The sequence below is a fragment of the uncultured Nostoc sp. genome (genome assembly GCF_937863485.1).
In the GTDB taxonomy this organism is placed as follows: domain Bacteria; phylum Cyanobacteriota; class Cyanobacteriia; order Cyanobacteriales; family Nostocaceae; genus Nostoc.
Genome location: NZ_CALMFY010000236.1, coordinates 1 through 26,428, shown reverse-complemented (window position 1 = coordinate 26,428; position 26,428 = coordinate 1). Strand labels below are relative to the sequence as shown.

The window sequence follows — 26,428 nt, the reverse complement described above, 5'->3', positions numbered from 1 at the left end:
TAGCAATATTTTAAATCTTCTCTCAACTCGACTTTATCTATTTGCCAAAGCAGCGATCACCTAACTTGAAATCCTGATTTATCAGTACCTTTGAATTTTTAGATGCTACTAGAATTAATGACAATATAAAAAGTTTTGCTCTCTGGGCTATAACTTTTGTCAAATATAGGGGTTGCGTTCTTTGATTTAGATAAAGTCGAGCTAAGTTTTAATCTATTTAATACTGTTTTTAATAACAGCACCCACTGCAATGTGTGAAGCGCATGACATTGACCTTCCATAGGTATTAAAAAGCTTGTGAATAGTCTTAGAGTACATCAATCCAAATTTATTTTTTTCTGGTTTTGGCAATACGTATGTATGAGCAATTTTGTTCAAATTAGTTTTAACATTATAAAATCCTACATATTCAAAATATTCTTCTAACAAATCAACCGAACGACGCTTACAATACTCTTTATAGAAAGTAGGATTAATTCGCCAACAATCAACTGGATAATCATGAATTGGCCATACTGTTGGAGTGATGATAACACAAGTTCCATTAGGTTCTAAAATAGAAAATACGTTATCTAATACTCTGATTGGATCAAAAGTATGCTCTAGAACATTAAGAACTAAAATGGAAGGAAATTTATTTCCAAATGCTTTATTAATTTCAGTTTTTGAATCTTCAAAATTAGCAACAATATTAACTCCTTCCCCTGGATACATATCGGTTCCAATGTATTTTAATCCAGCATTTTGGAGTAAATTTTTACAATTATTTCCTTCACCGCCACCACCTGCACCAAGGTCTAAACATGGAGAAGAAATCAAACCAGCATTAAGTAATTTTTTAATATATTCAAAATCTGCTCCTATCATTTTATTCATCTCCTATGTTAGTTCTAATAACAAGTTCATATAGTTCTTTTCTTAGAAAAAGTGCATCAGTACCGACTATCACACCATTAGAACCTCTAACAAAGTCATATAAATTAAAAAGATAATAACCATATTGACTCAGTAGGCGGCAAAGCTCATAAAAGATAACCTGATCATTATAAATTTCAGTAAAAGACACTTCAGTATAAATTAAATCAATATGAGCACCTTTAAGCATATTCTCAGCACCAATCAATACCTTGTCTTCTGTCCCCTGAGTATCCATTTTAAGAATATCAATATTAAGCACATTATGGACTGTGCATATGTTATCAATCGTGTTGACAGGAACATTTATTACGCGCTTTACTTCAAAGTAAGTTTCTGGATAGAAGTAAGACACCTGATCTGATGGTGCTAGAAGTGAAGCAGTTTGACCACCTGTATCATAAAAATCGCTACTTCCTAATTCACAATCCAGAGCAATATTGAAAGGAATTATCATTGAGTCTTTCTTGGCTAAAGTTACTATCTCGCTATAACAACTCTTAGAAGGTTCAAAAGAATATACGGTTGCCAAAGAAAATAGACTTCTATACTTAGCTGCTGATTGTCCAATATTTGCACCAACATCAAAGACAACTTTAACATCTTTAGCCAAAAATTGACAAATTCTCTTTTGTTCATTAAAAGCATCTTGTACCTCACCTACTACTTTGAAGGAAGGTTTTCGACTAATTTCGTATCCCAACTGATTGATAAATTCTGCAAGTCTGCGTTTAATTAAGGACATATGTGATTAACTCAGCAATCTATAAAGTATTTCGTATTTGATTAGCTATACTGTCATCCATAAACAAGAAGTTATGTACTGACCAGTTATCATGACCAGTTTCGCTAACCTCGACAACCTCGTGTTTGGAAATTCTACGAAATAATCCATCCGCAGTAAAGCATTCGTAACCGTTTCTCCAAAATAACTCAAACGTGGCAATAAGATTTGGATTGATCTTAATGCTCTGAGGCTGATGCTCTTTAGTTGCAATTTCTACCATCCAAATGGGTTTAGGTTTTAGTAATAAGTGCTTGGTTGCACCTTCTAATACATTTTTTTCTGCACCTTCAACATCTATTAGAACAAAACATTGTTTACCTGAAAGCCTGTCGCACAGAATATTATCTAGGGTTGTAGTAGGAATAGTCCTGACATAGTGCTCCGGTATCCCCATCCATCCCTTAACCAACGATGCTCCTTTCGCACCACCATAAATATCTACTAAACCCACTTTATTACTTAAAGCAACTGGAAAAATCTCGATACTCTCATCCCATTTGTTAGCACTGATATTCTTAGTAAGATACTGTACGTTCAAATCAATTGCTTCAAAAGCAAAAACATATTTACCTAACTTTAGAGCTAGACAACAGTAATAGCCAATGTTTGCACCGATATTAATAAAAACATCTACTTTTTCTAAACATTTGACTGCTACATTCCATTCTCTAGTTTCAAATAGTCCTTGTTGCATAACTGGATCACCAGAAAATTTGAAACCCATTGGTGTATCTTTGGGTGTTTCTGAAAGAAATTGTCTATCTCGCGAGATTCGATACATCTGTGCTAAACTTGGAAACCGATCAACTAACGGCTTCAAAACTTTGACTATTTGCATAAATTTATAAAGTCGAAAGTTACTCAGAATTTAATGCAATGCTAAACTAACTGATTGCTAAAAAAAGATAAAAGTTTATTAGCTATATTTTGAGAGTCTTGAGATGGTTTATTAGACACTCTGCACCAGTCTTTATCGTCAGGGATATCATGCCACCAGGGGTATCTTGCTATCTTAAAGCTGTTTGAAATTAAGCCAGCCATAAATGAGAATCCGCTAGGGCTTAAAACAAGTATGTCACTAAATACCTTATCATTCATCGTCTCATACTGATCATAGTTGATAAACAGATTCGTATCCTTGAAACATAACAGAGATGAGAAGTCTTTTTCGTTACCTTGAGAGTAGATATTAAAGGTCATATCATAAGCTGGAAGAGAATTTCTGACAACTTCCAATAGCTCTGAGAAGAATGTTAATTCTAGATAACGTTCCTTCCAATTGCTGTGATGCTTTTGGCGCATTAATTCTATATCGCCTCTTCTTATGTGAACTGCAACTGTAAGCATTCTTTTATTACCAGACTTCATCTTTAATAAAATTTTAGACGGTAAATGCGAGCTAAAGTAGCAGAGTTTTAGCTCATTCAAAAAGAGATGATGTTGATATAGATTTTGTCCATCTGCCAAAACAAATAGAGTTGGATATTTGGGCTTGTAGGAACTAATAATATTTTTAATTTCGAGACATGGATCTGTTGTTCTATAATTAAACTCAGGTAACCTAACAATCCTAATGCTGGGTATTTTTAGTACTTCCTTAAGAGAAATATTATTACCTTCAAATGCAAGAAATTTATTCCATCCAGAAGGTAAGGATATATGGACAAATTGAAGTCCACAAATTTTAGCAATAATTCGACCCGTATTCCATTCCGAAAAAGCATGACCTATCCCAGTTGTTGGATGAGGGATTGCAGTTAAAAAGCAAGGAGAAATCTTATCTGTCGAATTGAGTGCTTCCCTACTCAGATTGCTAATACTTCTTTTGGAAAGATGTTTATCTAATTTTTTAATAAATGGTAAGTAAACAAATACTTTACCCTTAATCATTCTGACTCGGCGAAAGTTATCGATTTTAAACAATATTTCAATATATCTTTCTACTTTCTTAGAAAGAAAACTTAAAAATGAAGTCATAAGTCTTCTCCTTAAACCTAAACTGCTGTCAATACTGGCAAACATCAAGCAATTTCAGCATTTGATGCTATTATCAATACTATTTCTCTACCTTCTCCTTGAGCGCTCAATTATTTTTACTGGGAATATAACTAGGAAAATTAAGTATCCCTCTAAAAGGGTATAAAACAATCAGAATTAACCAAAAAGGAAGTAAAAAAAAGGTATCTTTTTTAAGAAAGTTTCTAGCTAAAACTAGATTATTCAAGTCTTTATGCTTATAATTTAGCAAAAGATAATAAATGTTAACTATGTAGGAGTAAACATAATAGATAAGTCGTTCGATAGTTAGACGTAACCAACCAGATTGAAAAAACTCAATTTCCCGATGCTTGAGATGCATCTCTTTTATCATCGAACTGATCTTCCAGGTATTATCATCAAACTGTCGAGTTTCTATATAGCTTCGGACAACAGGTTTTGCAACATAAAATGCATCCCAGTCATGGAGAAGCGACATCCACATATCAACGTCGGCATAAAAGCCATATATTGAGTTAAACATTCCCAATTTTTCAAATAGTGATTTTCGGCCTATCGCAATACCAAATACGGGTGAATCAAATCCCCAACGACGAAAAAATATTTGACGTAGTAGATATTTACCTGATACTACTCCTTCAAATGACTCTTTACATATGCGGACAATTTTTTCGGTGTCATTAATAGTTGTATGTTGATAGAAAGCAAATGCTACATTGGGATATTTGTCTAATGCCTCGTACCATAGAGCAAACAGTTCTGGCTCGTACCTATCAGCATCATGTAAAATAGCAACATATTCATATTTTGCTATTCTGATACCTTCGTTAAGATTGTGAGGCATTCTTAAATTGCGATCGCGTTTAACATAATGAATCCGATTATCTTTGGCAGCAAATTCCTCACAAATTTCCTTTGTATGATCTGGCGAACAATCATCACAAATAATAAGTTCAAAATTGGCAAAAGATTGATTTAGAATATCTTGTATTGCTAATTTCAGTCTTTCTGCACGATTATATGTAACAAGAACAGCACTAATCATATTACAATACTTAAAAGTAGTATGAGCATATTTAATCCTGAGCGCACCATTGTAAAATAGTCTTCAATCTAGCAGTATAAGTGTTTGATTCTTTAACTAGAAACTGGATGCCTAGTTGCCTCATTTGCTCTCTTTCTATTGGATGATCCAAGAGCCACTTACATTTATTTGCTAAGTCTTCAGGTGAAGAAAAGAATCCATATTCGGGATAGCCGGACAAAATTTTACGATGTTCTGAGGTGTCCTCATAAATACCACATCCACCACAGGCAGCTATTTCAAATGTTCTCATAGTTGACTCATCTTTATTACGTTTTCTAACAATACCAAGTGACAACTTAGAACAATAAGTGGCTAACCGTAATTCATGTTCAAAAACTGCTGGTAGCTTTTGCCATTTTTTTAAATTCAATTTATGCCAAGCTCTGCCATAAATTTTTAAATTAAATCCATTTAATGAAGCTATAGCATCCAAAAAAGGAATACGTTCACTATCACCTGTACCTATGAAGGAAATATCTGCTTTAAATAAATCTTGCTCAACTTGAGAAACTTTTATCGGTTGGTGACAAAGAAATGCATCATAGCCAAATGGCAAAAAATGAACTTTTTTAACTTCATGTTTAATTAGCTCTGATAATATTTTGGTTTTTGTACTTATAACTAAATCATACTTTTTAAGATTGGATAGAAAAAATGCACTCTTATGGTTGGGATTCCACGGATAATCAGTTAAGTAATTAACAATCTTTGTACCTATTTGAGAACAGATATCGAATACTTCATTTGTTAAAGGAAAAATTCCTGTTACTAAAACGACTTGTGGACTAAACTCATTTATACAGTTAACTATTTTTTTATTAAACGACCACCATTCCAAAGGACGTTTTCCTGATATTTTAAAAAATATTTTGCCCCAGGAATTTTTCATAGATGGAGCATAGGAATTCCAGCTTGTATCGCTGGTATCAAACAAAATATTTAACTCTTGAAATGCTCTGATCAATATAGAACCTAATTGAGAACTTTCGGAAGTATTGCCAATAATTATTATTTTATAATTCATAATGAGCATTTGTTAGGCTTGACCAACCATTCATCGCAATCAAATCCATATAAATCTTTATTTATTAATGTCATAAAATAGTTATATTTATGCAAAATAACTTGACAATCATTAGTTTGCTTTTTTCCATGTGTAGCTAATAATATAATTGGTCTATGTTCTTGAAAAAATTTTTCTCCGCCTTTTAATACATTTGCTTCAGCACCCTCAACATCTATTTTCACTAAACTAACTAAGTTAGTTAAATTATGTAAGGAATCTAAAGTAATTACAGAAACTTCTAAATCTCCGTTATCTGTCAAATATCCTTGTGCATATAAATGAGAACTAGCAAAGTTATTTTTCCCTAATTTGTCACTTACTGCTGCTGAAATAACCTCAATATTATCTATTTTATTCAACTGTATATGCTGATGAATAAATTCAATATTTCTAGGTAATGGTTCAAAAGATATTACTTTACCTGTTGCTCCAACTAAACGGCTCAAGAAGATACTAAAAAAACCTACATTCGCACCAATATCTAAAACAGTAGTGCCTTCAAGCGATAACTCAGTCATTAGCTTTTGCTTATCTGCTTCATATGAGCCTAGCCACATTCCATGTACTCCACTTCCCACAATCCACTTCATTCCTTTTGCTGGCCCTTGTAGAATAGGAAGTATAGATTTTGTAGGTAATAAAGATAAAGGAAAACGAATAAGTTTCCCAATTGGATTGTTTGAGCGAATATTACTAAAATTAAATGCAATCATATATTACCTATACAATTAAATTTACATAAACATTTTTAGCTAGGTTACTTGAATTAAACAATAATTTTAATTCTTTAGATTTTAAGTTATTTTGCAAGATTTCTTGCGAAATTATATTTGCCAATTCAAGGAAGTTACTAGATGAAAAAATTCTACCAATTTTAATATCTGTTATCAATTCTTTTGCACAACCAACCTTATTACTTACAATAACTCTCAAGCCAAAGTGAAGGGCTTCATTAACAACTAATCCCCAAGTTTCTCCACTTTTAGAAGGTAGAATTAATGTATCTCCTATTGCATAATATTGACCTAATTCCGACTGATTTTTAAAACCAGCAAAAATTGCTCTTTCACCTAGCTGTACTTTTATTCTTCGTTCAAATTCTTCTCTTAATTCCCCATCTCCCACAGCAAAAAACCAAATTTTTTCTTTTTCTACTGGTGATAGATTTTCTAAGGCATCAGGAATTATTAAAGGATTTTTTGGTGGAAACATCTTGCCACAATAAATCAGAACATGGTCTTGTTCTCTAATACCTGCGTTGGCTCGTAAAGTTTCCCTCTGTGGTAGCCAAAAGTCCACCTGTTTTTGAAAAAACTCTGTATCAATGGCGTAGTGAGCTAAGGTCATACGACTCTTATCTACTCCCATCCGCAAATAATGATTTATAGAATCTGTTCCAATAGGGAAAAAATGAGTAAATTGACGATAATAAAAAGACAAGAATAGTTGACGTATTTTGTCCTTAATATAAGAACGTGATAATGCCTCATCTGTTGTGTCTGCCCTGAGCATTAACTTGTGTCCAGCTAGACATAGCAACAAAGTACTAGCGGTAATAAAAGTAGGTGAATAAGCAAAAATCAGTACAGCATCAGGTTGATAGCGATTAATAGCAGTAAAAGCTTTAGCCGCTAATCTGATGCCTCTTAAGCCTTTTAAATCTTCCAAATAATTGTGAGATAAAAACTCGTGTTCAAAACCTGCTGTTGGCTGACAATCCCATTGGAACACTACGCCAAAGTTAGGATCTTCTCTTGGTATTACCCCATGATTACACCCAAAAAATACTTTTAATTGTAAATTTGGTTGCTGTGCTAACTCACGAAATACAGGTGCAAAATACTGAACTGGATGAGTAAGGAGAATTGCCAGTTTTCTTAACATTTTATTTACTTTATCCAGTATTTTTTAGGGGTTCTAAATTACTTTTATAAAAAATTAAGTAGTTTAGAAGTTAAAATATGGTGTTTGTTGAACACCATTGGCATATTTCAAAAAGTAAATAAGAATCCTCTATGAATATTAAAATCCATGATTGAATTCCTAAATCATCCACATTAACTTCATATTGCGCCTATAACTTTACACAACCTAAATCTGGAACCACCTCAGAAAAAACACTGATTTAGCCAAATTATTAACCAGTTAAAGCAGTCTTAATCCAGTGATTCTACTTAAGTTAGACTTAATCTTATCCTTCTTCCTTGAATTATTCTCTCCAGTATTTGTATTGGAGTAGTAGTAGCTGTAGTCATTATGATCAGTAGTTATACAATTCACCACCATTCCCAACACAGTCACACGCGAATGTTCTAATAGTGTTTTTGTAGTCTTAGCCGTATCAGAATTAACTACACCAGGACGTGTAACTAGCAAAATTCCATCTGCCATTTTGCCTATAATCGAGGCATCTGCCAAAAGGCTTAAAGGCGGAGTGTCAATAATCACGCAGTCATAATCTTGGGCAGCTTGTTGCAGTAACCCATTCATCCGCTGTGAGTCTAGTAGTGCAACAGGGTTGGGCGGTATGGTGCCAGAACTGAGCAATTCTAGATTTATCACCACTTCCTTGGCAGCTTCTGCTAACGTAGCCTGCCCTACTAAAACATTACTTAACCCCATTAAGTTAGATTGCTGCCACATTTCGTGTTGACGAGGGCGACGCATATCTGCATCAATCAATAGCACTCGCCGTCCCATCTGGGCAGTAGCAACTGCTAAGTTAGCTGCCACAAAAGACTTGCCCTCATTCATCACAGAGCTACTAACCACAATCACGTTCAGTTCCTTATCAGAAAGGGTAAAACCCAGGTTAGTCTGGAGCATTTCAAAGGCTGCATTAACCGATGAATAAGGGTTATTGAGTACCACTAATTCGGTTGGACTCTCACCACGAGCCAGTCTAGCTTTTTGATCAAAAACCGGAATCGTACCCAACAAGGGATAGTCCAATAACTCTTGGGCTTCTTCTGCTGTCTTCACAGACTTGTCTACAGCTTCTAGCAATAAAGCTGCTCCAATAGCTAAGAAGAATCCTAAAAATCCCCCTAGTGCCAAATTCAAGCTAATACGAGGAGAAATTTTCTTCTTAGGAACTAAAGCCTCAGAAACAATCGTGGCGTTGCCTACATTTTGGTTCTCTACTAATTCAACTTCTTGCAATCTTTTCAATATTTGTTCATAGGTTATTTGTGCTACTTGTAGCTGTCGTTTTAGCTGTAACTGTTGTTGTTCCAGTTTGGGTAGGCTTCTGAGACGTGCTTGATAATGTACAAATTCCTTCATCAACACACCAACTTGATTCTCCAATCCCAACCGTTCTACTTCCACTTGCACCAAATTAGCAGTTAGAGTCTGCTTGAGTTCTCCTATTTGTAAATCTTGCTCTGGGATAGGCTGTGAACTACCCAGAGTTTGGGTCACTCTTCCTTCTAACTGCTTTTTGAGAGCTTGTTCTTTACTTAACAAACTAGTAATGACTGGGTGTTCATCGGTAAATTGTGACCTCTGCACTGCTAACTGGTCTTGAACCTTCTGATATTCTGATAGCACTTGTTGTACTGCTTTGGATTGACTTAAGCTAGTGAGTGCCATAGCGTGCCGTGTGTTCAATGCCAATTGATTTTGGAAAGCACTAGAACGGCTCTTAGCATCAACTAACTGCGCGCGTAGTTGGGTTATCTGGCTGGATAAGTCATTCAGCCTTTTGACTCCTTGTATAGCTTCTTCTTCTAGGGAAATAACCTCGTATTTTTCTTTAAACTGACGCAGTCCTGCTTCCGCCTGTGTGACTTTTGCCTCGATTAGAGGTAATTGCTTGCTTAAAAATTTTCGTGCTGCTGTGGCTTCGGAACGGTTAATCCGAACATTATTTTCCAGATAAGCACTCATCAATGTATTGACGATAGCTGTGGCTTCTTGACGATTAGCACTACGGTAAGAAAGTTGTAAAATATCCGTCCCTCGGATACTCTTGATTTTCAAGTTAGGTAGAAAATTATCTATTTCTAATGGTTGTCCCAGACTATCCTTGAGATGCAACTTAGCAATAGTTTTTTGACTTAGGGGGTAGGAGCGAATGATTTCGGCTTCAGTTTCCAAAGGGTTAGAGAGACTTGTCACTCCACTGAGTTGTCCCAGTTGTCCCACCTGCTCACTTGCACCTGTAAGGGAAGAGACACCACTTTGCTTATTAAAAAGGAGTTTGCCCTCGGCTTCATAAATTGGTTTTTGACTAAAAGTAATCAACACTGTGACTCCTAAGACCGACCCCATAATGGTTATTATTAGTAACCAACGTCTTTTTACAGTTAGCCAATAGTGTTGAAAATTAATCAGGTCTTGCTCGTTTTGATAAGAAGGCATAATTCACCTAATACTCTATATATGGAAACTGTTAAACATTTAGTTGGCTCATTTGTACTGATATAAAGCAGTTCTCGTTTGCATAAAGTACATTTTTCAACCTTACTCCTAACCCTCTCCTTGGCAAGGAGAGGGAAGTGTTTGTGTCAGCAAATTCAGGGTGACGTTCCGACTGTATTGCACCGAAGTGAGAACTGAATATAGAGCAAAGAAGTGGAACAGGAAAGGTGATATAAGTGGATGGGTGTAAATAAATATAATATGGACTGTCATTGGATTTGTTACGCAAACGCAATGACATATTTACATTTAATTATGCCTACCTACTTATCAACTAGTCTAATGTTCTCTAAAATTGCTCCTTATTGATTGCAACTGGATCTGAATAATCCATAAAGATTTAGTTAAAGATTATCAAGGTTTTTCTGTGAAAAAACCTACGTATTTTTACGGTTTTTTATTGATTATATTACTTAACTTATAATGTATAATTTACTATAAACACTGGTAATGTATTTACCCAAGGAATATTTTAGCGACGCCGATAGCGTACTCCTACGGGGGGTACGCTCGGCACAAGTCGCTCAAGGCAATACAACTCTTGGAGAGGCTACGCCCTAAGCGTAGCTATGCCGCAGGCTTTACGGCTGCGCTCAGGACAGGTTCGCTCAGTGACTACTGCCCCAAGTAAATCAATAAATATATAGTGATAAATGAACAGCAAATTTCGTCATAAGCTTTTTACAGCAAGGTTTAGCGGAATTGAATTCTCATCTGATTTTATGTTTTTCCAGATGTACGGAGCTTTTTCAAAAATCAAATACTATTTGTATATAAATCCAAATATTTACGTAATTTCTACATGGTTGGATAGCTAAAATAAGGATTAAAAATAAAGGGTTAATAAAGATATGGTGAAACACACAATATGACTTTTTTGATTAAGTTCACGAAACTTGGTTTTTTTAGTAAAACCAGGCTTTTGTTTTCGATAGCTTATCATTTAGTTTGCTGACGGGTTTTAAATATTTTTAACTATTGAAATCTCATACTCAAATTTCAGGATAATTATTGCTTGCGTCCATTTTTGTTATATCTATGCTGTAATTTTTCTAATTTTTACTAATCTCTGCAAATGACTATTACTCTTGCTATTGGCAAAAAAACCAAGAAATTCTCTCAGACAGATAATCTTCTCTGTGTATTACTGTTAGTAGGGGATATAGTGGGTTTATTGTTGAGTTTGTCTCTATCTTTATGGTTACGATTTAATCAAAATCTGAATAGTTTTGACCCTTTAATTTATTTATTTTTTTTCCTAGTTTTGGCAGGGCTGTATTTAGCAGATACTTACCATCCAGATACCCAAATAGCAGGGTTACGCGCTCCATTCCGCATTTTGATTAGTAATGTTGTTGTTGGTAGCATTATTGCGGCTCTCATTTACTTTACTGGTGTTTGGGGGAAAGATTTGGTCTTGAAACGAGGAATTTTGCTCCCTAGCTTAGGCATATTTACCATCTGGGCTATGGGATCAAGAATATGGGCAGCCAAGTGGGTGCGATCACAAGCTCAACACAGCCGTTGGCTAATTTTGGGTGCAGGTAGAAAAGCCATTTTATTTAGCAAAACTTTTCTAGAACACAGTTCATTAGGGCGCTTGGTTGTTCTAGCAACAGCAGAGCCAAACACCAATGAATTAGCAAAAAGTAATCGAGTTTTTGTGGGGAGCCTTAATGACTTACCCCAATGGAGTCAACAACCTTGGTCAGGGGTAGTAGTAACGACTCCAATGGAATTATCTGGTGCAGAGATACAGCAGTTGATGCAGTTACGTTTATCTGGTGTCTCCATCTACGGGATTCCCGATATTTGTGAAACCTTGTGGCACAAACTTCCCTCATTTCTGCTTCAGGATAACTGGCTGGCTTTTGGTGCTGGTTTTAATTTAGCGGGTGACAGCATTAGTCAAAAGCTCAAGCGGTTATTAGACATTATTCTGGTATGGTTATTATTTCTGTTTTTATCTCCACTGATGTTGCTAGTAGTACTAGCAATTAAGTTAGATAGTCCAGGCCCAGTGTTATACACACAGATGCGGACTGGTTTGGAAGGAAAGCCCTTTAGAGTTTACAAATTTCGTTCCATGTATCAGGATGCTGAAAAACGGGGAGTGCAGTGGGCGAACGAACGAGATCCTCGGATTACTAGATTCGGACGCTGGTTACGCCTGACTAGAATCGATGAACTACCACAGATTTTAAACGTTCTTTGGGGAGAAATGAGCCTCATTGGCCCCCGTCCAGAACGGCCAGAATTTGATATCAAGCTGCGACAAGAAATTCCCTACTATGACTTACGTTATGTCATCAAACCCGGAATCACAGGCTGGGCGCAGGTAATGTATCCCTACGGCGCATCAGTAGAAGATGCTTACGAGAAATTAGCTTACGACCTCTACTACATCAAAAATTATTCCCTAGCTTTAGATTTAGCGATCATCTTCAAAACCATTCGGGTAGTATTACTGGGTAAAGGCAGATGAATAAAAAAGTCTTAGTTACTGGTGGAGCAGGATATATTGGCTCGCACGTGGTTTGTAAGTTGGGCGAAGCAGGTTACGATGTTGTGGTCTATGACAATTGTTCTACAGGTTCAGCCCAAGCAGTATTGCATGGTGAGTTAATTATTGGTGATTTAAAAGATTTAGAATGTCTCTGTCAGGTATTTTGTCAGCATCAATTTACGGCAGTTTTACACTTTGCTGGCAGTCTGAATGTACCTGAATCTGTTTCTCGTCCCCTAGACTATTACGCTAACAATACTCGCAACACTCTGAATTTACTCCGTTGTTGCAGCAACATGGGTGTGAACCAAATTATCTTTTCCAGTACAGCAGCTGTCTATGGACAACCAGAAACGAGTCCTGTTACTGAATCTACACCGGCTGAACCTATTAACCCCTATGGGCGATCAAAACTTTCTTGTGAATGGTTGATTCGTGACTATGCAAAGGCTTCTGATTTACGTTACGTAATTTTACGATACTTTAATGTTGCTGGAGCAGAACCTGGTGGGCGATTGGGGCAGATGTCAAAAGGAGCATCTCATTTAATTCGAGTTACGTGTGATGCTGCACTTAAACGCAGACTAGGAGTAAAAATTTTCGGTACAGATTTTCCTACACCAGATGGAACGGCAATTAGAGACTACATTCATGTTGAAGACCTAGCAGCAGCACATTTAGATGCTTTAACCTATCTAGAGCAAGGTAACGAAAGCCAAATTCTCAACTGTGGTTATGGACAAGGATACAGTGTCCGTCAAGTTATCGAACGGGTTAAGGTTATTTCTGGGGTAGATTTTCCGGTTATTGAAACAGAACGTCGCCCTGGTGATCCTGCTTGTGTGATCGCTGATGCTGATAAAATCTCTAAATTACTGGGTTGGCAACCAAAATATAATGACTTAGATCAAATTGTGTACAGTACCCTAGCTTGGGAAATGCACCAGAAAGATTTGATGGTGACATCCTCCATACACTGATTCGGAGTATTGAATCAATGTCACTAAACCAAAAAGTTTTTCCTGAAAAGCGATCGCTATTAAGCAAAAAAGAAGCATCAGATGTATCACTAAGAACATTTAGTTTGATGTTCTTAGTGATACATCATGAGTTAAAGTGCTGTACTAGTACAACACCGCGTAAATAGAGCAACGATTTAAAAACCCTAAAAAGCTTATTCCGTAATACTTTTGACTTTTGACTTCCGCCTTGCGGTACTAGTTCCTTTTATTAATTGTTAACGACTCGTTGTTGATATTCCTGCTCAGTGATCATATCGAGAGTGTTCTCTAGACGATCTACAAATACGATACCATCGAGATGATCGGACTCGTGTTGAAAAATCCGAGCGATAAAATCGGTTAATTCTTGCTTTTGTAAGTTGCCTTGACAGTCAGTGTATTCCACTTCAATAGATTTATACCGAGGAACTAACCCTCTAATTCCTGGAACACTTAAACAACCTTCCCAATCTTTGACAACTTCAGTTGAATGAGCAATGATTTTGGGATTAATCATCGCAGTAGGTTGCATTTCCGGGGCGTTGGGGTATCTGGCATTAGGACGGGAAGCCACAATAAATAAACGATAGGATTGTGCTACTTGAGGCGCAGCAATTCCTACGCCGTTAGCCTTGGCAACAGTGGCGACTAAGTCTTCAATTAATTTTTGGATATGCTCATCTTGAATATTCTCAACCCAAGCAGCTTTTTGGCGCAATGTTGGATTGCCTAATTGAATTATTGGCGCTAATTCAGTCATGATAAAAACTCCTTTTGGTAATTGGGCATTGGGCATTGGGCATTGGGCACTTGTACTGAGCATCTCGGCTTCTCTACGAGACGCTCTTGCGTTCGCTAAATGGAGCTGGCGTCGTAAAGCCTGCGGCATAGCTACGCTTAGGGCGCAGCCTCTGGTAGAGTTGTATTGGTCATTAGTTATTCTTTCCCACTCAGCACTCAGTACTTCTTACTCCTTACTTCTAACATCATCCTTCACGTCTCACGGGCAAAGGAGCAGGTTGGACTCCTACTTGAACAATTTGCCCATTGCGTTCCACTTCTATTGGTAACTTAGTACCGATTTTGCTCTTTTCTACTAGCTTTTGTACTTCTTCAATTTTAGTAACAGGCTGGTTATTAATGCTTTTAATCACATCGCCAACTCGTAGTCCAGCCACAGATGCAGGCGATCGCGGCACAATCTCAACCAGCAAAACGCCGTCATCTGCTGTAATATTTAAGCCATCGCCTGCTACATTTTTTATTCTTTCTTTATTTTCTGGTGTCAATGTTACCATCTGAACACCCAAATAAGGATGATCGACTTTACCTTTAGCAATTAATTCTTGGGCAATTTTTTGCACAGTGTTGATGGGAATAGCAAATCCTAAGCCTTGAGCGCCTCGAATAATAGCTGTGTTCATCGCAATTACCTGGCCACGAGCATTTAACAATGGGCCACCCGAGTTACCAGGATTAATCGCAGCATCCGTTTGGATGTAATCAACCCGCTTGTCACTAGCACCGATATCGCTACCAGAGCGACCTGTAGCACTAATAATCCCAGAAGTGACAGTATTATTCAAGCCTAACGGGTTACCGATAGCTATTACTGCTTCTCCTGGTTGTAAGGCATCAGAGTTACCCACAGATAGAGTTGGCAGATTATTAGCGTCAATTTTGATCGTAGCCACATCTGTTACTGGATCTTCACCCAAAACTTTCCCGTCAAAAGTCCGGCCATCTTTGAGTATGACAGTCACTCTATCAGCACCATCTACCACATGAGAATTGGTCACAATTTGACCTGAGGAATTAATAATAAATCCAGAGCCACTACCCTGCTCTACCCGTTGTCTAGGCTGTGGCGCTGCGTCTTTAAAAAACCGCCGGAAAAATGGATCGTTAAATTCGTCTGGTACGCGAGAAGTGATTGTTCGGGAAGAATCAATGCGAACTACCGCAGGCCCTACATTTTGCACTACTTTTACCACAAAATTAGGATCTCCAGACGACGAGAAAATCGGCGGGGGGACAATTACCGGATTAGGTTCTATTGTTTTTTGGTCTTGAGTCTGGCTTTGTTGAGTCTCAAAGGTCTTGGTTGGTAGAAGAGAGCAGCTCCCCAAGAACACCACTACTACCCCATATGAGAGCATCCACAACCTGTGGGGAAAACCCCTGGTATCAATCTTTTTGGGCGCTAAATCATGGTTTGTTGTCTTCATGTGTCGTTGCTTCTCCGTATCAATCGGTGGTGTGCCTACCGGGTATGTCCCAAAATGATTACAACTTAAAAGCTTATTCTAGGTCTAGCGTGTCTCAATGCTAAATTGGTGCTTTATCTTCTATTGTGACGATTAGTAGTAAAGGTGGTGGATAATGGAAATTCCTATAGAAAGTCTGTGGAGTCAGGTACTAGAGCGCCTACAGCTTGAACTATCCCGACCTACCTTTGAAACTTGGATCAAAACTGCTAGTGCGGAGCGATTAGAAAATAATTGTTTGGTAATCCGTACTCCTAACCCATTTGCTCGTAATTGGTTACAGAAGTATTACATCAATACCATTGCTCATGTAGTACAAGATATTCTGGGTCATCCGGTGGGTATTTACATTACCGTTGCTCAAGGCGATGAAGTTTCTCATTTTAGTGAACGAGAGATTTCTTGGGAATCACCAAATCCTAGCAGTATTTCTGAAGCTGTTCCTAATCATAACCAAAAAACTACTGAATTAAACTCAAAATATGTATTTTCGCGATTTGTAGTTGGTGCTAACAATCGGATGGCTCACGCTGCTTCTTTGGCAGTTGCAGAATCTCCAGGTAGGGAGTTTAATCCTTTATTTTTATGCGGTGGCGTAGGTTTAGGTAAAACTCATTTGATGCAGGCTATTGGTCATTATCGCTGGGAAATTTGTCCAGATTGTAAAATATTTTATGTTTCTACTGAGCAGTTTACTAATGATTTAATTACAGCGATTCGTAAAGATAGTATGCAAAGTTTTCGAGAACATTACCGAGCCGCTGATGTTTTATTAGTTGATGATATTCAGTTTCTGGAAGGAAAGGAATACACTCAAGAAGAATTTTTTTATACTTTTAATACTTTACATGAAGCTGGTAAACAAGTTGTCATTGCTTCCGATCGTCCTCCTAACCAAATTCCTAGCTTGCAAGAACGTCTTTGTTCTCGGTTTTCTATGGGGTTAATTGCAGACATCCAAAAGCCGGATTTAGAAACTAGAATGGCAATTTTGCAGAAAAAAGCCGAGGATGAAAATATTTGTCTTCCCCGCGACGTGATTGAATATATTGCTTCTAACTATACTTCTAATATTCGAGAATTAGAAGGGGCTTTAATTCGGGCGGTGGCTTATATTTCTATTTGGGGCTTACCGATGACGGTGGAAAATATTACACCAGTTTTGGAACCGCCTAATGAAAAAATGGCAGCTACCCCAGAAGCAATTTTAAAGGTTGTGGCGCATAATTTTGATGTTTCAATAGACGACCTCAAAGGTAACTCACGACGAAGAGAGATTAGCTGGGCGCGTCAAATAGGAATGTATCTAATGCGTCAACATACATCCCTAAGTTTGCCGAGAATTGGCGAGGAGTTTGGTGGTAAAGACCATACAACGGTAATCTATAGTTGCGATAAAATTACCCAACTCCACGAGAGCGATCGCACTTTAGCACAAACACTACGCCAACTGAGCGATCGCATTAATATGACTAGCCGTTCCCAAAAACCATCCTGAAGATGTATTTTAAGTTTTCCACAACCAGTGCTCCGATCATTAGCGTTAACGGCTAAATAATTAGTCGAAAATATTAAGTAACGTATAAAAATTGATTAAATTTAACTTAGATTGTGAAAAAATCTTACTTTTTGTGGAAGATTCTGTGCAAAACTTGATATTTTGCTGCTAAAACTTAATTAAGTATAATTACCTTGTGGAAAATTACCTGAGTTTTTCCACAAGTTTTCCACAGATAGTCAACTAGCCTAATATCAAAAAGAAACAGTAATAAATTAGACTTTTCAAACAACCTCTAAAGGTAAGTATATCTTTTGGCAATTTGACAATATATAGCAATCCTAAATCATTCATGAGAATTTTGTACTGTCGATACCCCCTTGTGATGGTTCAAGTCGGCACCGCCCAACGCACTGGCTTCCCAAGGCATTGGGGGGACGGCGACAGCCGGGGGGTGAATTTTCTTACAAATCATCTAAGATCGACAGGCATAGTTGACCAAAACTCGCTGCATCGCTTCAACATCTTTAACAGCACCAGGTAGCGAGTTCAACCCCGGCTCATATTCACTAACCCCGATTAGCAGTGCTACCTTCGCCATCTTTACTATCTTGTGTATTTATTTGTCTTGTTCACAAAATCCTCTGCTAGCTGCCTAGCGAATTCTAAATCATGACAACTACTGGCTTCTAGGTTAAGTTTTCTGCCGTCAGGTGCTTGAATTCCCAGCTTAATTGATTTGTTGTCTAATACTCTACCCAGATTTTTGAGTGCTACTCAAGAGCTACTCAAAAATGGTTAGAAAAGGCTATTCATTAATTAGGGGGTAATTCCAAACTCATTTCACCCAACAACCCCTTGCGAAAATCTGTTAAAAGTTGCCTTGCAGCTCGCTCTATATCACCTTTGTAACGATGCTCCGCCAAGGCGTGTAAATAAACATCTCCGGTGTCTGATACCGAATCGAGTTGGTAGCGAGACTGTAATGGTTTTTTTGGTAACAAATCTGTAGCTACAGCTTCCAAATAGTTTAGTAAATCCACTAGGGCTGCTGCTACTAGCTGATTATCGTAAGATGCTTCACCGATATCATCACAAATGGCTAATTTCAAAGCTGCATCTTGGTCTTCCAACCTTACAGGGATGACACCAGGAGCATCTAGCAATTCCAAATGTTCGGAAATTCGCACCCAGCGCAGTTGGCGAGTCACCCCAGGACGGGCTGCACTTTCCACTACTCGCTTTCCTAACAGACGGTTAATCAAAGCTGATTTACCAACATTAGGAAAACCAATCACCACGGCCCGCACTGGACGGGGTAACATGCCGCGATCGCTTCTTCTTTGATTGAGTTCTACCCCAGCGGCTTGCGCTGCCCGTGCCACTTCTGCTATACCTTTACCATGTTGAGCGTTGGTAAAATAAGGGACTTCTCCCTGACGTTTAAACCAATCTATCCACAGCGATCGCATTTGTGGCGTAATCATATCTACTCGGTTAAGTATCAACACCCGTTTTTTACCCTCCACCCACTCGCCTATTTGGGGATGGTGAGTCGCTAAGGGAATCCGGGCGTCTCGCACCTCAAACACCACATCTACGCGCTTAAGCTGTTCTTTGAGCTTCTTTTCAGCTTTAGCAATGTGACCTGGATACCATTGAATCAGGTTTAATCTATAGTTTTGAGTTATAGCCATAGTCAATTACCAAATAAATTATTATCACTTATCAATTATCATTCACTATGGCTTGATGTAAAATCAGACGATTGCCATCAGGGTCATAAGCATAAATTTCTCTGCCGTGGTTAGCAATGGAAATCTTTCCTGGTGGAGGATAGCCTAAAGCAGTTAGGTGAGCGATCGCATCTTCTAAGTTACTCACCTCTAAACACAAACTTATCTTACTTTTGGTGATCGCTTCAAATTCTGATTCGTTTGTGTTCTTGGGTTTAAAAATACCTAATCGCATACCAACCAAATTAAACTCAGCATAGATATTCGGAATCAAAATAATTGGTTTTTGCTGCAGAAATCTAGTATAGAAGTTCACTAACTCCTCACAATTAACCGATGCTATGGTGACAAATGCGTTAGTGTACTGGAAAACCATATAAACCTAAAGTTATTTGATTTTTTTGAGATCACTTTTCTAAAGTTCTTACACTCAGCACTTGCGGTGGTGTCGAATCTGGTGGATAAATCACATCTACCTGTACTATCCGCTTAGTCGAAGGTGGAAGTACAAGCTGCACCAATGGTTCTAAGACCTGACCAGTTCTGTGCCATAGATGTACATAGCGCGTCTTTTGTTGACCTTGGTCATCAAAGTAGCGTAGCCGCACTGTACCACGGAAGAAAGGAAAATCTAGAGATGGTTTGCGAAAACGCACACCACCTTGGGATAATTTATCTTCCTTCAAAGGTGTTTCCAAAGTCACAGTCACGGTCTGATTTTGGTTGGTATTGTTGCTTAAGGGTAAGGTGAGTTTATATTCCACCGCATAATTGCCATGTGCTTCGTATGCCGTATCTGGATAACGTACCAGCATTTTGGCCGTTTGGATTTGTTCAGTGCCCAATCGACCATTTCGCAATGTGTCTAAAGTATAGGAAATAGCTTTGCCAGGCTGGGGAATAGTTAGAATTGTGGTTTGGGGATTATCTACCAACTTTGCTTGCCACTGGGAACCACTAGACACCCCAGCTACACGCCCATAAATCAGTGCGCCACTGGTAGCATTTGGAGGAGTAGGGGTTTTATCTCGCGGCCCAGCGAAGTTCCCGGTATTTAGTAAAGCTTGCCATTCTGCAAGAGTGGGTGGGCGTTCTGTATTATCAGAATTTTTCTTGGCAAACATTGCTAAACTTGCTGCATAAACTTGATCGCTACTACGCAGCCGCATAAAGCTAGAGCGACCATTCACCGGCTTTTCTAGATTTCGTACAGGAATCGGATGATTTAACAACATCCGGCTTTGTCCTGGAGGAATTATCAGCTTTGCGGGAAAATCTGCTTGTCGAACACCTCGGAGTACATCCCCAACAGCGCGATCGCCTGGCCCGGAATAAGCCTTACCATCGTTATTTTCTATGTAGGGGGATAAGGTAACAAAGGGCGCATCCTGCATCAAATAACTCGCCGCTTGCAATACATCTACTGTTACTGGTTTTTTACCAGGGTTATGCACAATTACGCCCAAATATAGCGTTTGTAAATCCTTGGGAGTGTGGCTGTAGTGGTGGGCAAATAAGTCAAAGCGTCCCTGAAAGGGAAAATTAAGGTGTGCTGCTGGAACTTTTTTACCGTTTGGAGGAAAGGTAGAAAGTAAAATACCCTCAGTTTTAATCCATTCTGGGCTATTGCTGTTAAAAACGGGTATGTTATCCAACTTGCCTGGTAAGGCTCGAACTTCTCCTGGTTGCACAATTTCTTGAGGCGCTGGCTTCGGTGAAGTTTGAGCGATCGCTGAATTATCTTTTTGAGTTGTGCATTCAAAGGTTTGAGTTATGGCAAGTCCTAATAAAAGTGTGAATACAGATAATGGGAATTTGGCCAGCATAAATTTAAGCATCAAGAAAGCTGTAGTGTCAAAGATTGGAAGTTATTACTACAAGTTCCTTGAAGGGGATTTCTGATCGTGCGTAGGCATAGCCCGCCGCAGGCATCGCGATTAAATTGTAAGTATAGTTCCAGTAGCCCACGTCAGCAGGGCTTTTGATGTTTAAAGGAAATGCCGATGGTTTAGGCGAATTTGAGAACGTTCAGTGATTGTAGAAATCAAATCAAGATAATCAGCGAGCTATGCAAAAATCTGCTCTAAATTTAAAACAAAACCAGGGAGAACATCTTCACCCGATAAACTTGTGGGAGATTGTAAAACTTCTGGTGCAAGATTTGGGCGATAAATGATTACTTGTTTATCTTTAGGATTAATTAACCAACCTAGTTGTAAGCCATTTCTTAAGTATTCCTCCATTTTTGCTTTAGTATCTTCCACATCATCAGTTTCAGAAACTAATTCCACTGCAAAGTCAGGACACAAAGGGATAAACTTTTTTCTCTGTTCTGGAGTAAGAGCATCCCATCTTTCTATCCTTACCCAAGAAGCATCAGGTGAACGAGTTGCCCCATTTGGCAGTTTAAACCCAGTAGAAGAATCGAAAGCTTTTCCCAAATTATTTTGATTGCTCCAAAACCATATCTGACCTAATAAATCAAAATTACGGTTTCCCGTTTCACCCCCAGTAGGTGACATGATAATTAATTCCCCTTCAGCAGTTAACTCTAGTCGTAATTCTTTGTTCACGGCTACAATTTGTGCGAATTCCTCATCACTAAATTGTAAATTAGGAGGTAATTGTAAGGTTAAAGCAGTCACGTCGTGTCGCTCCGAATTCAAAATTCAAAATTCACGCATTACAATCCCCATAAATTTAGGGCTTGTATTCTTTTATCATTCGACCATAATATCCTAGTTGTATCAAACCCATCTGCTGCTAATAGGGAAGATTTAGCCTCTCCCTCTACTTTAGGAATTTCCTCCAACCATTTGCAACAGATTGGTGTGCAGTTGAGATTTGCTTGTCATTTAGGCGAGCGCCCAATGGGAAAAGTTTTTTATTTTCTGCCTGACGAAAATACAAAAAATAGAGCCATAGAAGAATTAATAAACAATTTAGGCCGCTCGTAAATCAGTAGTCATTGCTGACAATTTTTCTGTAACTTTATCTCTAACTCTTCCCAGTCAGGCAGATAAGCAAACATAAAACACTTAAATAGTTTACCGTGGTTAGGAACGAGAAGATGTACGAGTTCGTGAACAATGACAAATTCGCCCAATTCTTTTGGTAAGTCTAGCAGTTCAGTATTTAAAGTTAAGCGTCCTGTGGTAGAAATAGATGCCCACTTGCGCTTCATCGGACGCAGTTGAATTTGTTTGACTTGGACTTTAATCCGATCGCTCCATTCTCCTACAGCATCTTTAAGTGCTTGCGCGTCTTTCCATTTTCGATTGTCGCAGCTAGCAATCATGATTCGACTCGTTCGAGTTTCAGCAGGTTGTTGGTGACTTCTATTGTTTGCTCAACTGAGCTTGTAATAGGATAAATAGTAGCGTAAAGTTCGGTTCTTAAATCAATTTCTTGACGTGCATCCCACCAGTAATCAGGGAAGTTGCCATAAATAACGTTGATAATTTCGGCTTGGTTGATATCCAGCTGAGTAACTGCTTGCTTGATGACAGTGTAAATCGCAAAGGTGTTTTCATCAACTTTGAGCCGTTGTCGTAAGACTTCTGCTTCTATGCATTCATTGGCAATTTCATCTAGTTTAGCTAAAGCTTCTTGCGCCTCTATTTGGCGGTTTTCAAAGCTGGCGCGGACAATTTCGGCACGTTCGCCAATGGAAATCAAAAAAGGCGATCGCTGACTTTGCTCGTGTACTGCTTTCAACAATGCCTTACTCAAGTTTAGAACTTTTACTGTATCTGTGGTGCTATTTTTACGGAGTTGTTCTAATTGTTGGGCATTGAGTTCGTGGATAGTTCCGGGCATTTCCAACTCGCCGATTGTGACGTTGCGGCGTACCAGTTCTTTGGTTTTGGCGGTGAGTTCAATATCAATGTAGGGACTGGTATTATAAGCAGCGCGGATCGTTCCGTAAAGCCTGGCGATCGCTTGATAATTTTCCATGAAGGGGCGCAGGTCAGGGTCAGGAGAGAGGATTTCGTAAATTGATTGGAGTTGGCGGACAAATTTAAAGAATTTCTCGCGCAAATCTTTGTCTGCAAAATAAGCCGCAGCGCGTTCTTTTGCTTTGTCGTCCCATCCCTTAGCTAGCGGTAAATACTCTGGTGCAGTATTTTCCATCATCGTTTGTAGGAGGTTTTTGATCACATCTACATTTTGGATGATGTCGTTAATTTCTCCCGACTCAAAGGCCAAGGCTTGTTCTAGTTTGTCGCCAAAGATACCGATAAAATCTAGAACAAAGCCGTAGGGCTTAACTAAACCTTCTGCGTCTTCATAGGGGCGATTCACACGGGCGATTCCCTGCAAGAGAACGTGGTCGCGCATCGGTTTATCGAGATACATACAGTAAAGTATCGGTGCATCAAATCCCGTCAATAGTTTCTCGGTGACGATGAGAATTTTCGGCAAGGCTTTGCGGTAGTCTTCGTAAAGTTGGCGAATTTTGGTTACAGCATCAGCATCGCCACCGCAAAGAATTTCTAAAGTTTGGGCATCTTCAGCAGAACAATAACCTGTAAAAGTTAGGGTTTTGCTGGTGTCATAGTTAAAATCTTTCGGCCGAGATTCGATAAAGTCGATGACTGCATTTGGTAAGGATATTTTGGCAGAAACGACGGATTTTTTAATAAAGGCTTTGCGGACTTCTTTCTCTTCGGCATCACTCAGGTTGTACTCCCGCAGTCCTGCGGCTGTAGTCCTAGAATAAACGACGGTTGAGTATTCGCTAGGGAGATATTTATCTAAAGCTTGTTTATAAAGTCTACAAGCTTCCCGATCTACACCAACCATAAAAGCTTTAAAGCCCATTGGTTCAACGTAGTCACGGAAGTGTGCGGCGACAAATTTTGCTACTTTATCTACTCTATCTGCACTTTTGAGAAACTCTTTTAATTTAACAGCGCGATCGAGAATGCCATCAAGTTCCTCTATGTCGTTAATGCCTTCTGCGGCTTGGAGTTGGAGAAATTCTTTTTCTAAAATTTCTTGGGGAACGCGAAACTCTGATTTCGCCAGGGCATAATTTAGCTTCAGGGTTGTGCCATCTCGTACCGAGTCGGCGGTTGAATACAAATCTAGGCTGTATTTCGGGTCACTAGGTTCGCCGAAGGTTTGGAAGGTATTTTGTCCTTTAGCTGCTTTACTGACGGGTGTACCTGTGAAACCGATAAATGTGGCGTTGGGGAGGGCAGCCATCAAATATATGCCGAAATTACCGCCTGTGCTGCGGTGTGCCTCATCGACTAAGACGGTAATCGTAGAACGCTTATTTTCTACTTTCATCTTGTCAAATTTGTGAATCATGGCAACGATTAAGCCGCGATAATCATCTTGGATGAGTTTTTCTAAGTCAGCTTTACTGGTTGCGACTTCATAGCTTTTGATGCTGTATGCTTTGAGGTTTTTGTCTAGTTGGTTTTCTAGTTCGTTGCGGTCAACAATCATGATTACAGTATTATCGCCGCTAATGTTGCGGAGTTGGGCGGCAACTGTAATCATGGTGAGGGTTTTACCACTGCCTTGGGTATGCCAAACCAGTCCGCGTTTTTTATTCGGGTCTTGGATGCGTTGCAGGATTTTTTTGACTGCACGGGTTTGGTGTTGGCGTAAAATTACTTTGGTTAAGCCGTCATCGCGTTCGAGGAAAACAATGTAATATCTGAGAATTTCTAAAAAGTGTTGATGGTCGAAGAAGGTTTTGATTTTCTCTTCGTAGTCGCCTTCTTGGATAATCGAACCTAACCCCCCAGCCCCCTTCCCTACAAGGGAAGGGGGAGTAATATTGTTGTTCCCCTCCCCTTGTAGGGGAGGGGTTAGGGGAGAGGTCAGTTTCCATTCAAACAAGTTTTTGCGGTTGGTATTCCAGGTTAAGCCATACCAGAAATTCCACAATTCTGTGACTTCAAAAACTTGGGGAAAGGCTAGCAATTCTGGGGTTTGGTTGTGGTAGCGGCGAATTTGGTCAATGCCTAGTGCTAAACCATCAGTTTTCTTTTCTCCCTTGGTTTCAGCAATGGCAACGGGAATACCGTTAATTAGAAAAATAATATCGGCGCGGTTGGGAAATTTTACGCCTTTTTGCGACCATTCATCTGTGACTTGGAAGATGTTATTTTCCGGGTTATTAAAGTCGATGAGGGTAATGTTTCTGTCGCGGTTTTCTTGGGCGACAAAAATAGATTGTTTGCCTTGCAACCAGTTTAAAGCTTCGCGGTTGCCTTCGATGGTGCTGTCAATGTTTCGCAGGCGGCGCAGAATTTCATCAACGTTGTTATCGGTGACAACGCCAGGATTTAGTTTAATTAGTTGACTGCGAAGAACATCGGCAAAGTAGCGTTCTTTTCGCTTGTCGTCTTCTTTGCCTTCCCGCCGTTGTAATGCCTCTTTTGAAGTTAGGTATTCCCAGCCTATATCATAGGCATATTTCAGCATCGGTCTTTGCACGGCGGAAGCTTCGCTCATACGTAAGTCTCAGTTAAGGGTTGGGTAGAAATTTTACCTGTCATCAGTTGTTCTAGCATGGCGTGGAATAGTTCGTCAGTAAGGGCGATTTCTTTTTCTAGGGCTTGAATTTTGCGATCGCAGACACTTAAAATCTTTGATATTTGCTGCTGTTCGTCTTTTGGAGGTATTGGCAAAAGAGTAGAGCCAAGTTGTTGACGATTGATTTTAGGGATTCCTGTCCTAGTCTGAAAAGATACTGCTTGCGATACAAATTTTTCACTAAGCAGGAAGTAGAAAATAAATTCACGTATCAAATCATCACTTTTTGATTGGAGAGGATACATATCAGCACTACATATGCCTGAAAAGCTTGGTAGGGTAACTTTATTTAAATATGGTCGAATTTTTGAGTACAAAATATGTCTATCATGAAATAAATATTTTCCACTTCTCAAACCTAACTCTTTAGCTGTCTTACTAAGCAACAGCCTGCCTGTGTCTGATTCAATATTTTCTGGGCCAATATGAATCATAGAAGAGTAAGGTTCTTCTTTGGGATTAACTTGTCCATGTACAATATCAACTAGGCTAGAAAATTTACTAACTTCCCAGCTATTAGGAATCTCACCTATAGCAATCCTAAATCATTTGTAAAAAATCACAGTTGTTGATACTCTGAACAA

Annotated in this window: 21 protein-coding genes and 1 pseudogene; 3 read left to right on the top strand and 19 right to left on the bottom strand. The window is 38.8% G+C overall.

Annotated elements, in window-relative coordinates:
• Nucleotides 1-213: 213 nt before the first annotated feature.
• The 9 genes from Q0541_RS32015 to Q0541_RS31975 form a co-directional block, all read right to left on the bottom strand.
• Entirely contained in the window at nt 214-867 is a 654-nt protein-coding gene (locus Q0541_RS32015; RefSeq protein ID WP_298920630.1) for a methyltransferase domain-containing protein, read from the bottom strand.
• Nucleotide 868: 1 nt separating this feature from the next.
• The gene (locus tag Q0541_RS32010) at nt 869-1,660 is read right to left on the bottom strand and encodes an FkbM family methyltransferase (RefSeq protein ID WP_298920628.1); all 792 of its coding nucleotides are present in this window, start codon (nt 1,658-1,660) and stop codon (nt 869-871) included.
• 19 nt (nt 1,661-1,679) lie between these two features.
• Entirely contained in the window at nt 1,680-2,540 is an 861-nt protein-coding gene (locus tag Q0541_RS32005; RefSeq protein ID WP_298920626.1) for an FkbM family methyltransferase, read from the bottom strand.
• A 41-nt stretch (nt 2,541-2,581) separates the two neighbouring features.
• Entirely contained in the window at nt 2,582-3,679 is a 1,098-nt protein-coding gene (locus Q0541_RS32000) for a hypothetical protein (protein ID WP_298920624.1), read from the bottom strand.
• Nucleotides 3,680-3,785: 106 nt separating this feature from the next.
• Nucleotides 3,786-4,745: a glycosyltransferase family 2 protein gene (locus Q0541_RS31995; protein ID WP_298920622.1), complete on the bottom strand. Its 960-nt coding sequence runs from the start codon at nt 4,743-4,745 to the stop codon at nt 3,786-3,788.
• 31 nt (nt 4,746-4,776) lie between these two features.
• Nucleotides 4,777-5,811: a glycosyltransferase gene (locus Q0541_RS31990; RefSeq protein WP_298920620.1), complete on the bottom strand. Its 1,035-nt coding sequence runs from the start codon at nt 5,809-5,811 to the stop codon at nt 4,777-4,779.
• Nucleotides 5,808-6,566, bottom strand: coding sequence for an FkbM family methyltransferase (locus Q0541_RS31985; protein WP_298920618.1), 759 nt, complete (start codon nt 6,564-6,566; stop codon nt 5,808-5,810). The genes Q0541_RS31990 and Q0541_RS31985 overlap by 4 nt, the downstream gene beginning before the upstream one ends.
• A 7-nt stretch (nt 6,567-6,573) precedes the next feature.
• Nucleotides 6,574-7,737 carry a glycosyltransferase family 4 protein gene (locus Q0541_RS31980; protein ID WP_298920616.1) on the bottom strand — a complete coding sequence of 388 codons (1,164 nt, stop codon included), beginning with the start codon at nt 7,735-7,737 and terminating at the stop codon, nt 6,574-6,576.
• Nucleotides 7,738-7,998: 261 nt separating this feature from the next.
• A complete protein-coding gene (locus tag Q0541_RS31975; protein WP_298920614.1) occupies nt 7,999-10,218 on the bottom strand; it encodes a polysaccharide biosynthesis tyrosine autokinase in 2,220 nt (739 codons plus the stop codon).
• Nucleotides 10,219-11,353: 1,135 nt separating this feature from the next.
• Here Q0541_RS31975 and Q0541_RS31970 point away from each other — a divergent pair.
• Both Q0541_RS31970 and galE read left to right on the top strand, forming a co-directional pair.
• Nucleotides 11,354-12,763: a sugar transferase gene (locus Q0541_RS31970; RefSeq protein ID WP_298920612.1), complete on the top strand. Its 1,410-nt coding sequence runs from the start codon at nt 11,354-11,356 to the stop codon at nt 12,761-12,763.
• Nucleotides 12,760-13,764 carry a UDP-glucose 4-epimerase GalE gene (gene galE, locus Q0541_RS31965; RefSeq protein ID WP_298920609.1) on the top strand — a complete coding sequence of 335 codons (1,005 nt, stop codon included), beginning with the start codon at nt 12,760-12,762 and terminating at the stop codon, nt 13,762-13,764. Before Q0541_RS31970 ends, galE begins: the two co-directional genes overlap by 4 nt.
• 250 nt (nt 13,765-14,014) lie before the next feature.
• On the opposite strand, the gene def is transcribed toward galE, so the two are convergent.
• Together def and Q0541_RS31955 are read right to left on the bottom strand one after the other, a co-directional pair.
• Nucleotides 14,015-14,545, bottom strand: a complete 531-nt coding sequence (gene def, locus Q0541_RS31960; protein WP_298920749.1) for a peptide deformylase — start codon at nt 14,543-14,545, stop codon at nt 14,015-14,017.
• 226 nt (nt 14,546-14,771) lie between these two features.
• Complete coding sequence (locus Q0541_RS31955; RefSeq protein WP_298920607.1) at nt 14,772-16,013, bottom strand: HhoA/HhoB/HtrA family serine endopeptidase; 1,242 nt, start codon at nt 16,011-16,013, stop codon at nt 14,772-14,774.
• 154 nt (nt 16,014-16,167) lie between these two features.
• On the opposite strand from Q0541_RS31955, the gene dnaA reads away from it, so the two are divergent.
• Nucleotides 16,168-17,550: a chromosomal replication initiator protein DnaA gene (gene dnaA / locus Q0541_RS31950; protein WP_298920605.1), complete on the top strand. Its 1,383-nt coding sequence runs from the start codon at nt 16,168-16,170 to the stop codon at nt 17,548-17,550.
• Nucleotides 17,551-18,043: 493 nt separating this feature from the next.
• Here the strand turns inward: dnaA and Q0541_RS31945 are convergent.
• From Q0541_RS31945 to Q0541_RS31910, 8 genes and pseudogenes are all read right to left on the bottom strand, one after another.
• Nucleotides 18,044-18,151, bottom strand: a pseudogene (locus tag Q0541_RS31945) (caspase family protein); the annotation flags it as partial.
• A 214-nt stretch (nt 18,152-18,365) separates the two neighbouring features.
• A complete protein-coding gene (gene ylqF / locus Q0541_RS31940; protein ID WP_273762691.1) occupies nt 18,366-19,247 on the bottom strand; it encodes a ribosome biogenesis GTPase YlqF in 882 nt (293 codons plus the stop codon).
• 31 nt (nt 19,248-19,278) lie between these two features.
• A complete protein-coding gene (locus tag Q0541_RS31935) occupies nt 19,279-19,662 on the bottom strand; it encodes a VOC family protein (protein ID WP_298920600.1) in 384 nt (127 codons plus the stop codon).
• Nucleotides 19,663-19,693: 31 nt separating this feature from the next.
• A complete protein-coding gene (locus Q0541_RS31930) occupies nt 19,694-21,112 on the bottom strand; it encodes a DUF3370 domain-containing protein (RefSeq protein WP_298920598.1) in 1,419 nt (472 codons plus the stop codon).
• A 240-nt stretch (nt 21,113-21,352) separates the two neighbouring features.
• Complete coding sequence (locus Q0541_RS31925; protein WP_298920596.1) at nt 21,353-21,931, bottom strand: Uma2 family endonuclease; 579 nt, start codon at nt 21,929-21,931, stop codon at nt 21,353-21,355.
• Between the two features lie 320 nt (nt 21,932-22,251).
• Complete coding sequence (locus Q0541_RS31920) at nt 22,252-22,584, bottom strand: M48 family metallopeptidase (RefSeq protein WP_298920594.1); 333 nt, start codon at nt 22,582-22,584, stop codon at nt 22,252-22,254.
• Nucleotides 22,581-25,763: an HsdR family type I site-specific deoxyribonuclease gene (locus Q0541_RS31915; protein ID WP_298920592.1), complete on the bottom strand. Its 3,183-nt coding sequence runs from the start codon at nt 25,761-25,763 to the stop codon at nt 22,581-22,583. Before Q0541_RS31915 ends, Q0541_RS31920 begins: the two co-directional genes overlap by 4 nt.
• The gene (locus Q0541_RS31910; protein WP_298920746.1) at nt 25,760-26,368 is read right to left on the bottom strand and encodes a restriction endonuclease subunit S; all 609 of its coding nucleotides are present in this window, start codon (nt 26,366-26,368) and stop codon (nt 25,760-25,762) included. The genes Q0541_RS31915 and Q0541_RS31910 overlap by 4 nt, the downstream gene beginning before the upstream one ends.
• Nucleotides 26,369-26,428: the final 60 nt, after the last annotated feature.

Coding starts and splice junctions, on each gene's coding strand:
- Q0541_RS32015 (WP_298920630.1), bottom strand. CDS start 867: ATGATAGGAGCAGATTTTGAATATATTAAAAAATTACTTAATGCTGGT.
- Q0541_RS32010 (WP_298920628.1), bottom strand. CDS start 1,660: ATGTCCTTAATTAAACGCAGACTTGCAGAATTTATCAATCAGTTGGGA.
- Q0541_RS32005 (WP_298920626.1), bottom strand. CDS start 2,540: ATGCAAATAGTCAAAGTTTTGAAGCCGTTAGTTGATCGGTTTCCAAGT.
- Q0541_RS32000 (WP_298920624.1), bottom strand. CDS start 3,679: ATGACTTCATTTTTAAGTTTTCTTTCTAAGAAAGTAGAAAGATATATT.
- Q0541_RS31995 (WP_298920622.1), bottom strand. CDS start 4,745: ATGATTAGTGCTGTTCTTGTTACATATAATCGTGCAGAAAGACTGAAA.
- Q0541_RS31990 (WP_298920620.1), bottom strand. CDS start 5,811: ATGAATTATAAAATAATAATTATTGGCAATACTTCCGAAAGTTCTCAA.
- Q0541_RS31985 (WP_298920618.1), bottom strand. CDS start 6,566: ATGATTGCATTTAATTTTAGTAATATTCGCTCAAACAATCCAATTGGG.
- Q0541_RS31980 (WP_298920616.1), bottom strand. CDS start 7,737: ATGTTAAGAAAACTGGCAATTCTCCTTACTCATCCAGTTCAGTATTTT.
- Q0541_RS31975 (WP_298920614.1), bottom strand. CDS start 10,218: ATGCCTTCTTATCAAAACGAGCAAGACCTGATTAATTTTCAACACTAT.
- Q0541_RS31970 (WP_298920612.1), top strand. CDS start 11,354: ATGACTATTACTCTTGCTATTGGCAAAAAAACCAAGAAATTCTCTCAG.
- galE (WP_298920609.1), top strand. CDS start 12,760: ATGAATAAAAAAGTCTTAGTTACTGGTGGAGCAGGATATATTGGCTCG.
- def (WP_298920749.1), bottom strand. CDS start 14,545: ATGACTGAATTAGCGCCAATAATTCAATTAGGCAATCCAACATTGCGC.
- Q0541_RS31955 (WP_298920607.1), bottom strand. CDS start 16,013: ATGAAGACAACAAACCATGATTTAGCGCCCAAAAAGATTGATACCAGG.
- dnaA (WP_298920605.1), top strand. CDS start 16,168: ATGGAAATTCCTATAGAAAGTCTGTGGAGTCAGGTACTAGAGCGCCTA.
- ylqF (WP_273762691.1), bottom strand. CDS start 19,247: ATGGCTATAACTCAAAACTATAGATTAAACCTGATTCAATGGTATCCA.
- Q0541_RS31935 (WP_298920600.1), bottom strand. CDS start 19,662: ATGGTTTTCCAGTACACTAACGCATTTGTCACCATAGCATCGGTTAAT.
- Q0541_RS31930 (WP_298920598.1), bottom strand. CDS start 21,112: ATGCTGGCCAAATTCCCATTATCTGTATTCACACTTTTATTAGGACTT.
- Q0541_RS31920 (WP_298920594.1), bottom strand. CDS start 22,584: ATGATTGCTAGCTGCGACAATCGAAAATGGAAAGACGCGCAAGCACTT.
- Q0541_RS31915 (WP_298920592.1), bottom strand. CDS start 25,763: ATGAGCGAAGCTTCCGCCGTGCAAAGACCGATGCTGAAATATGCCTAT.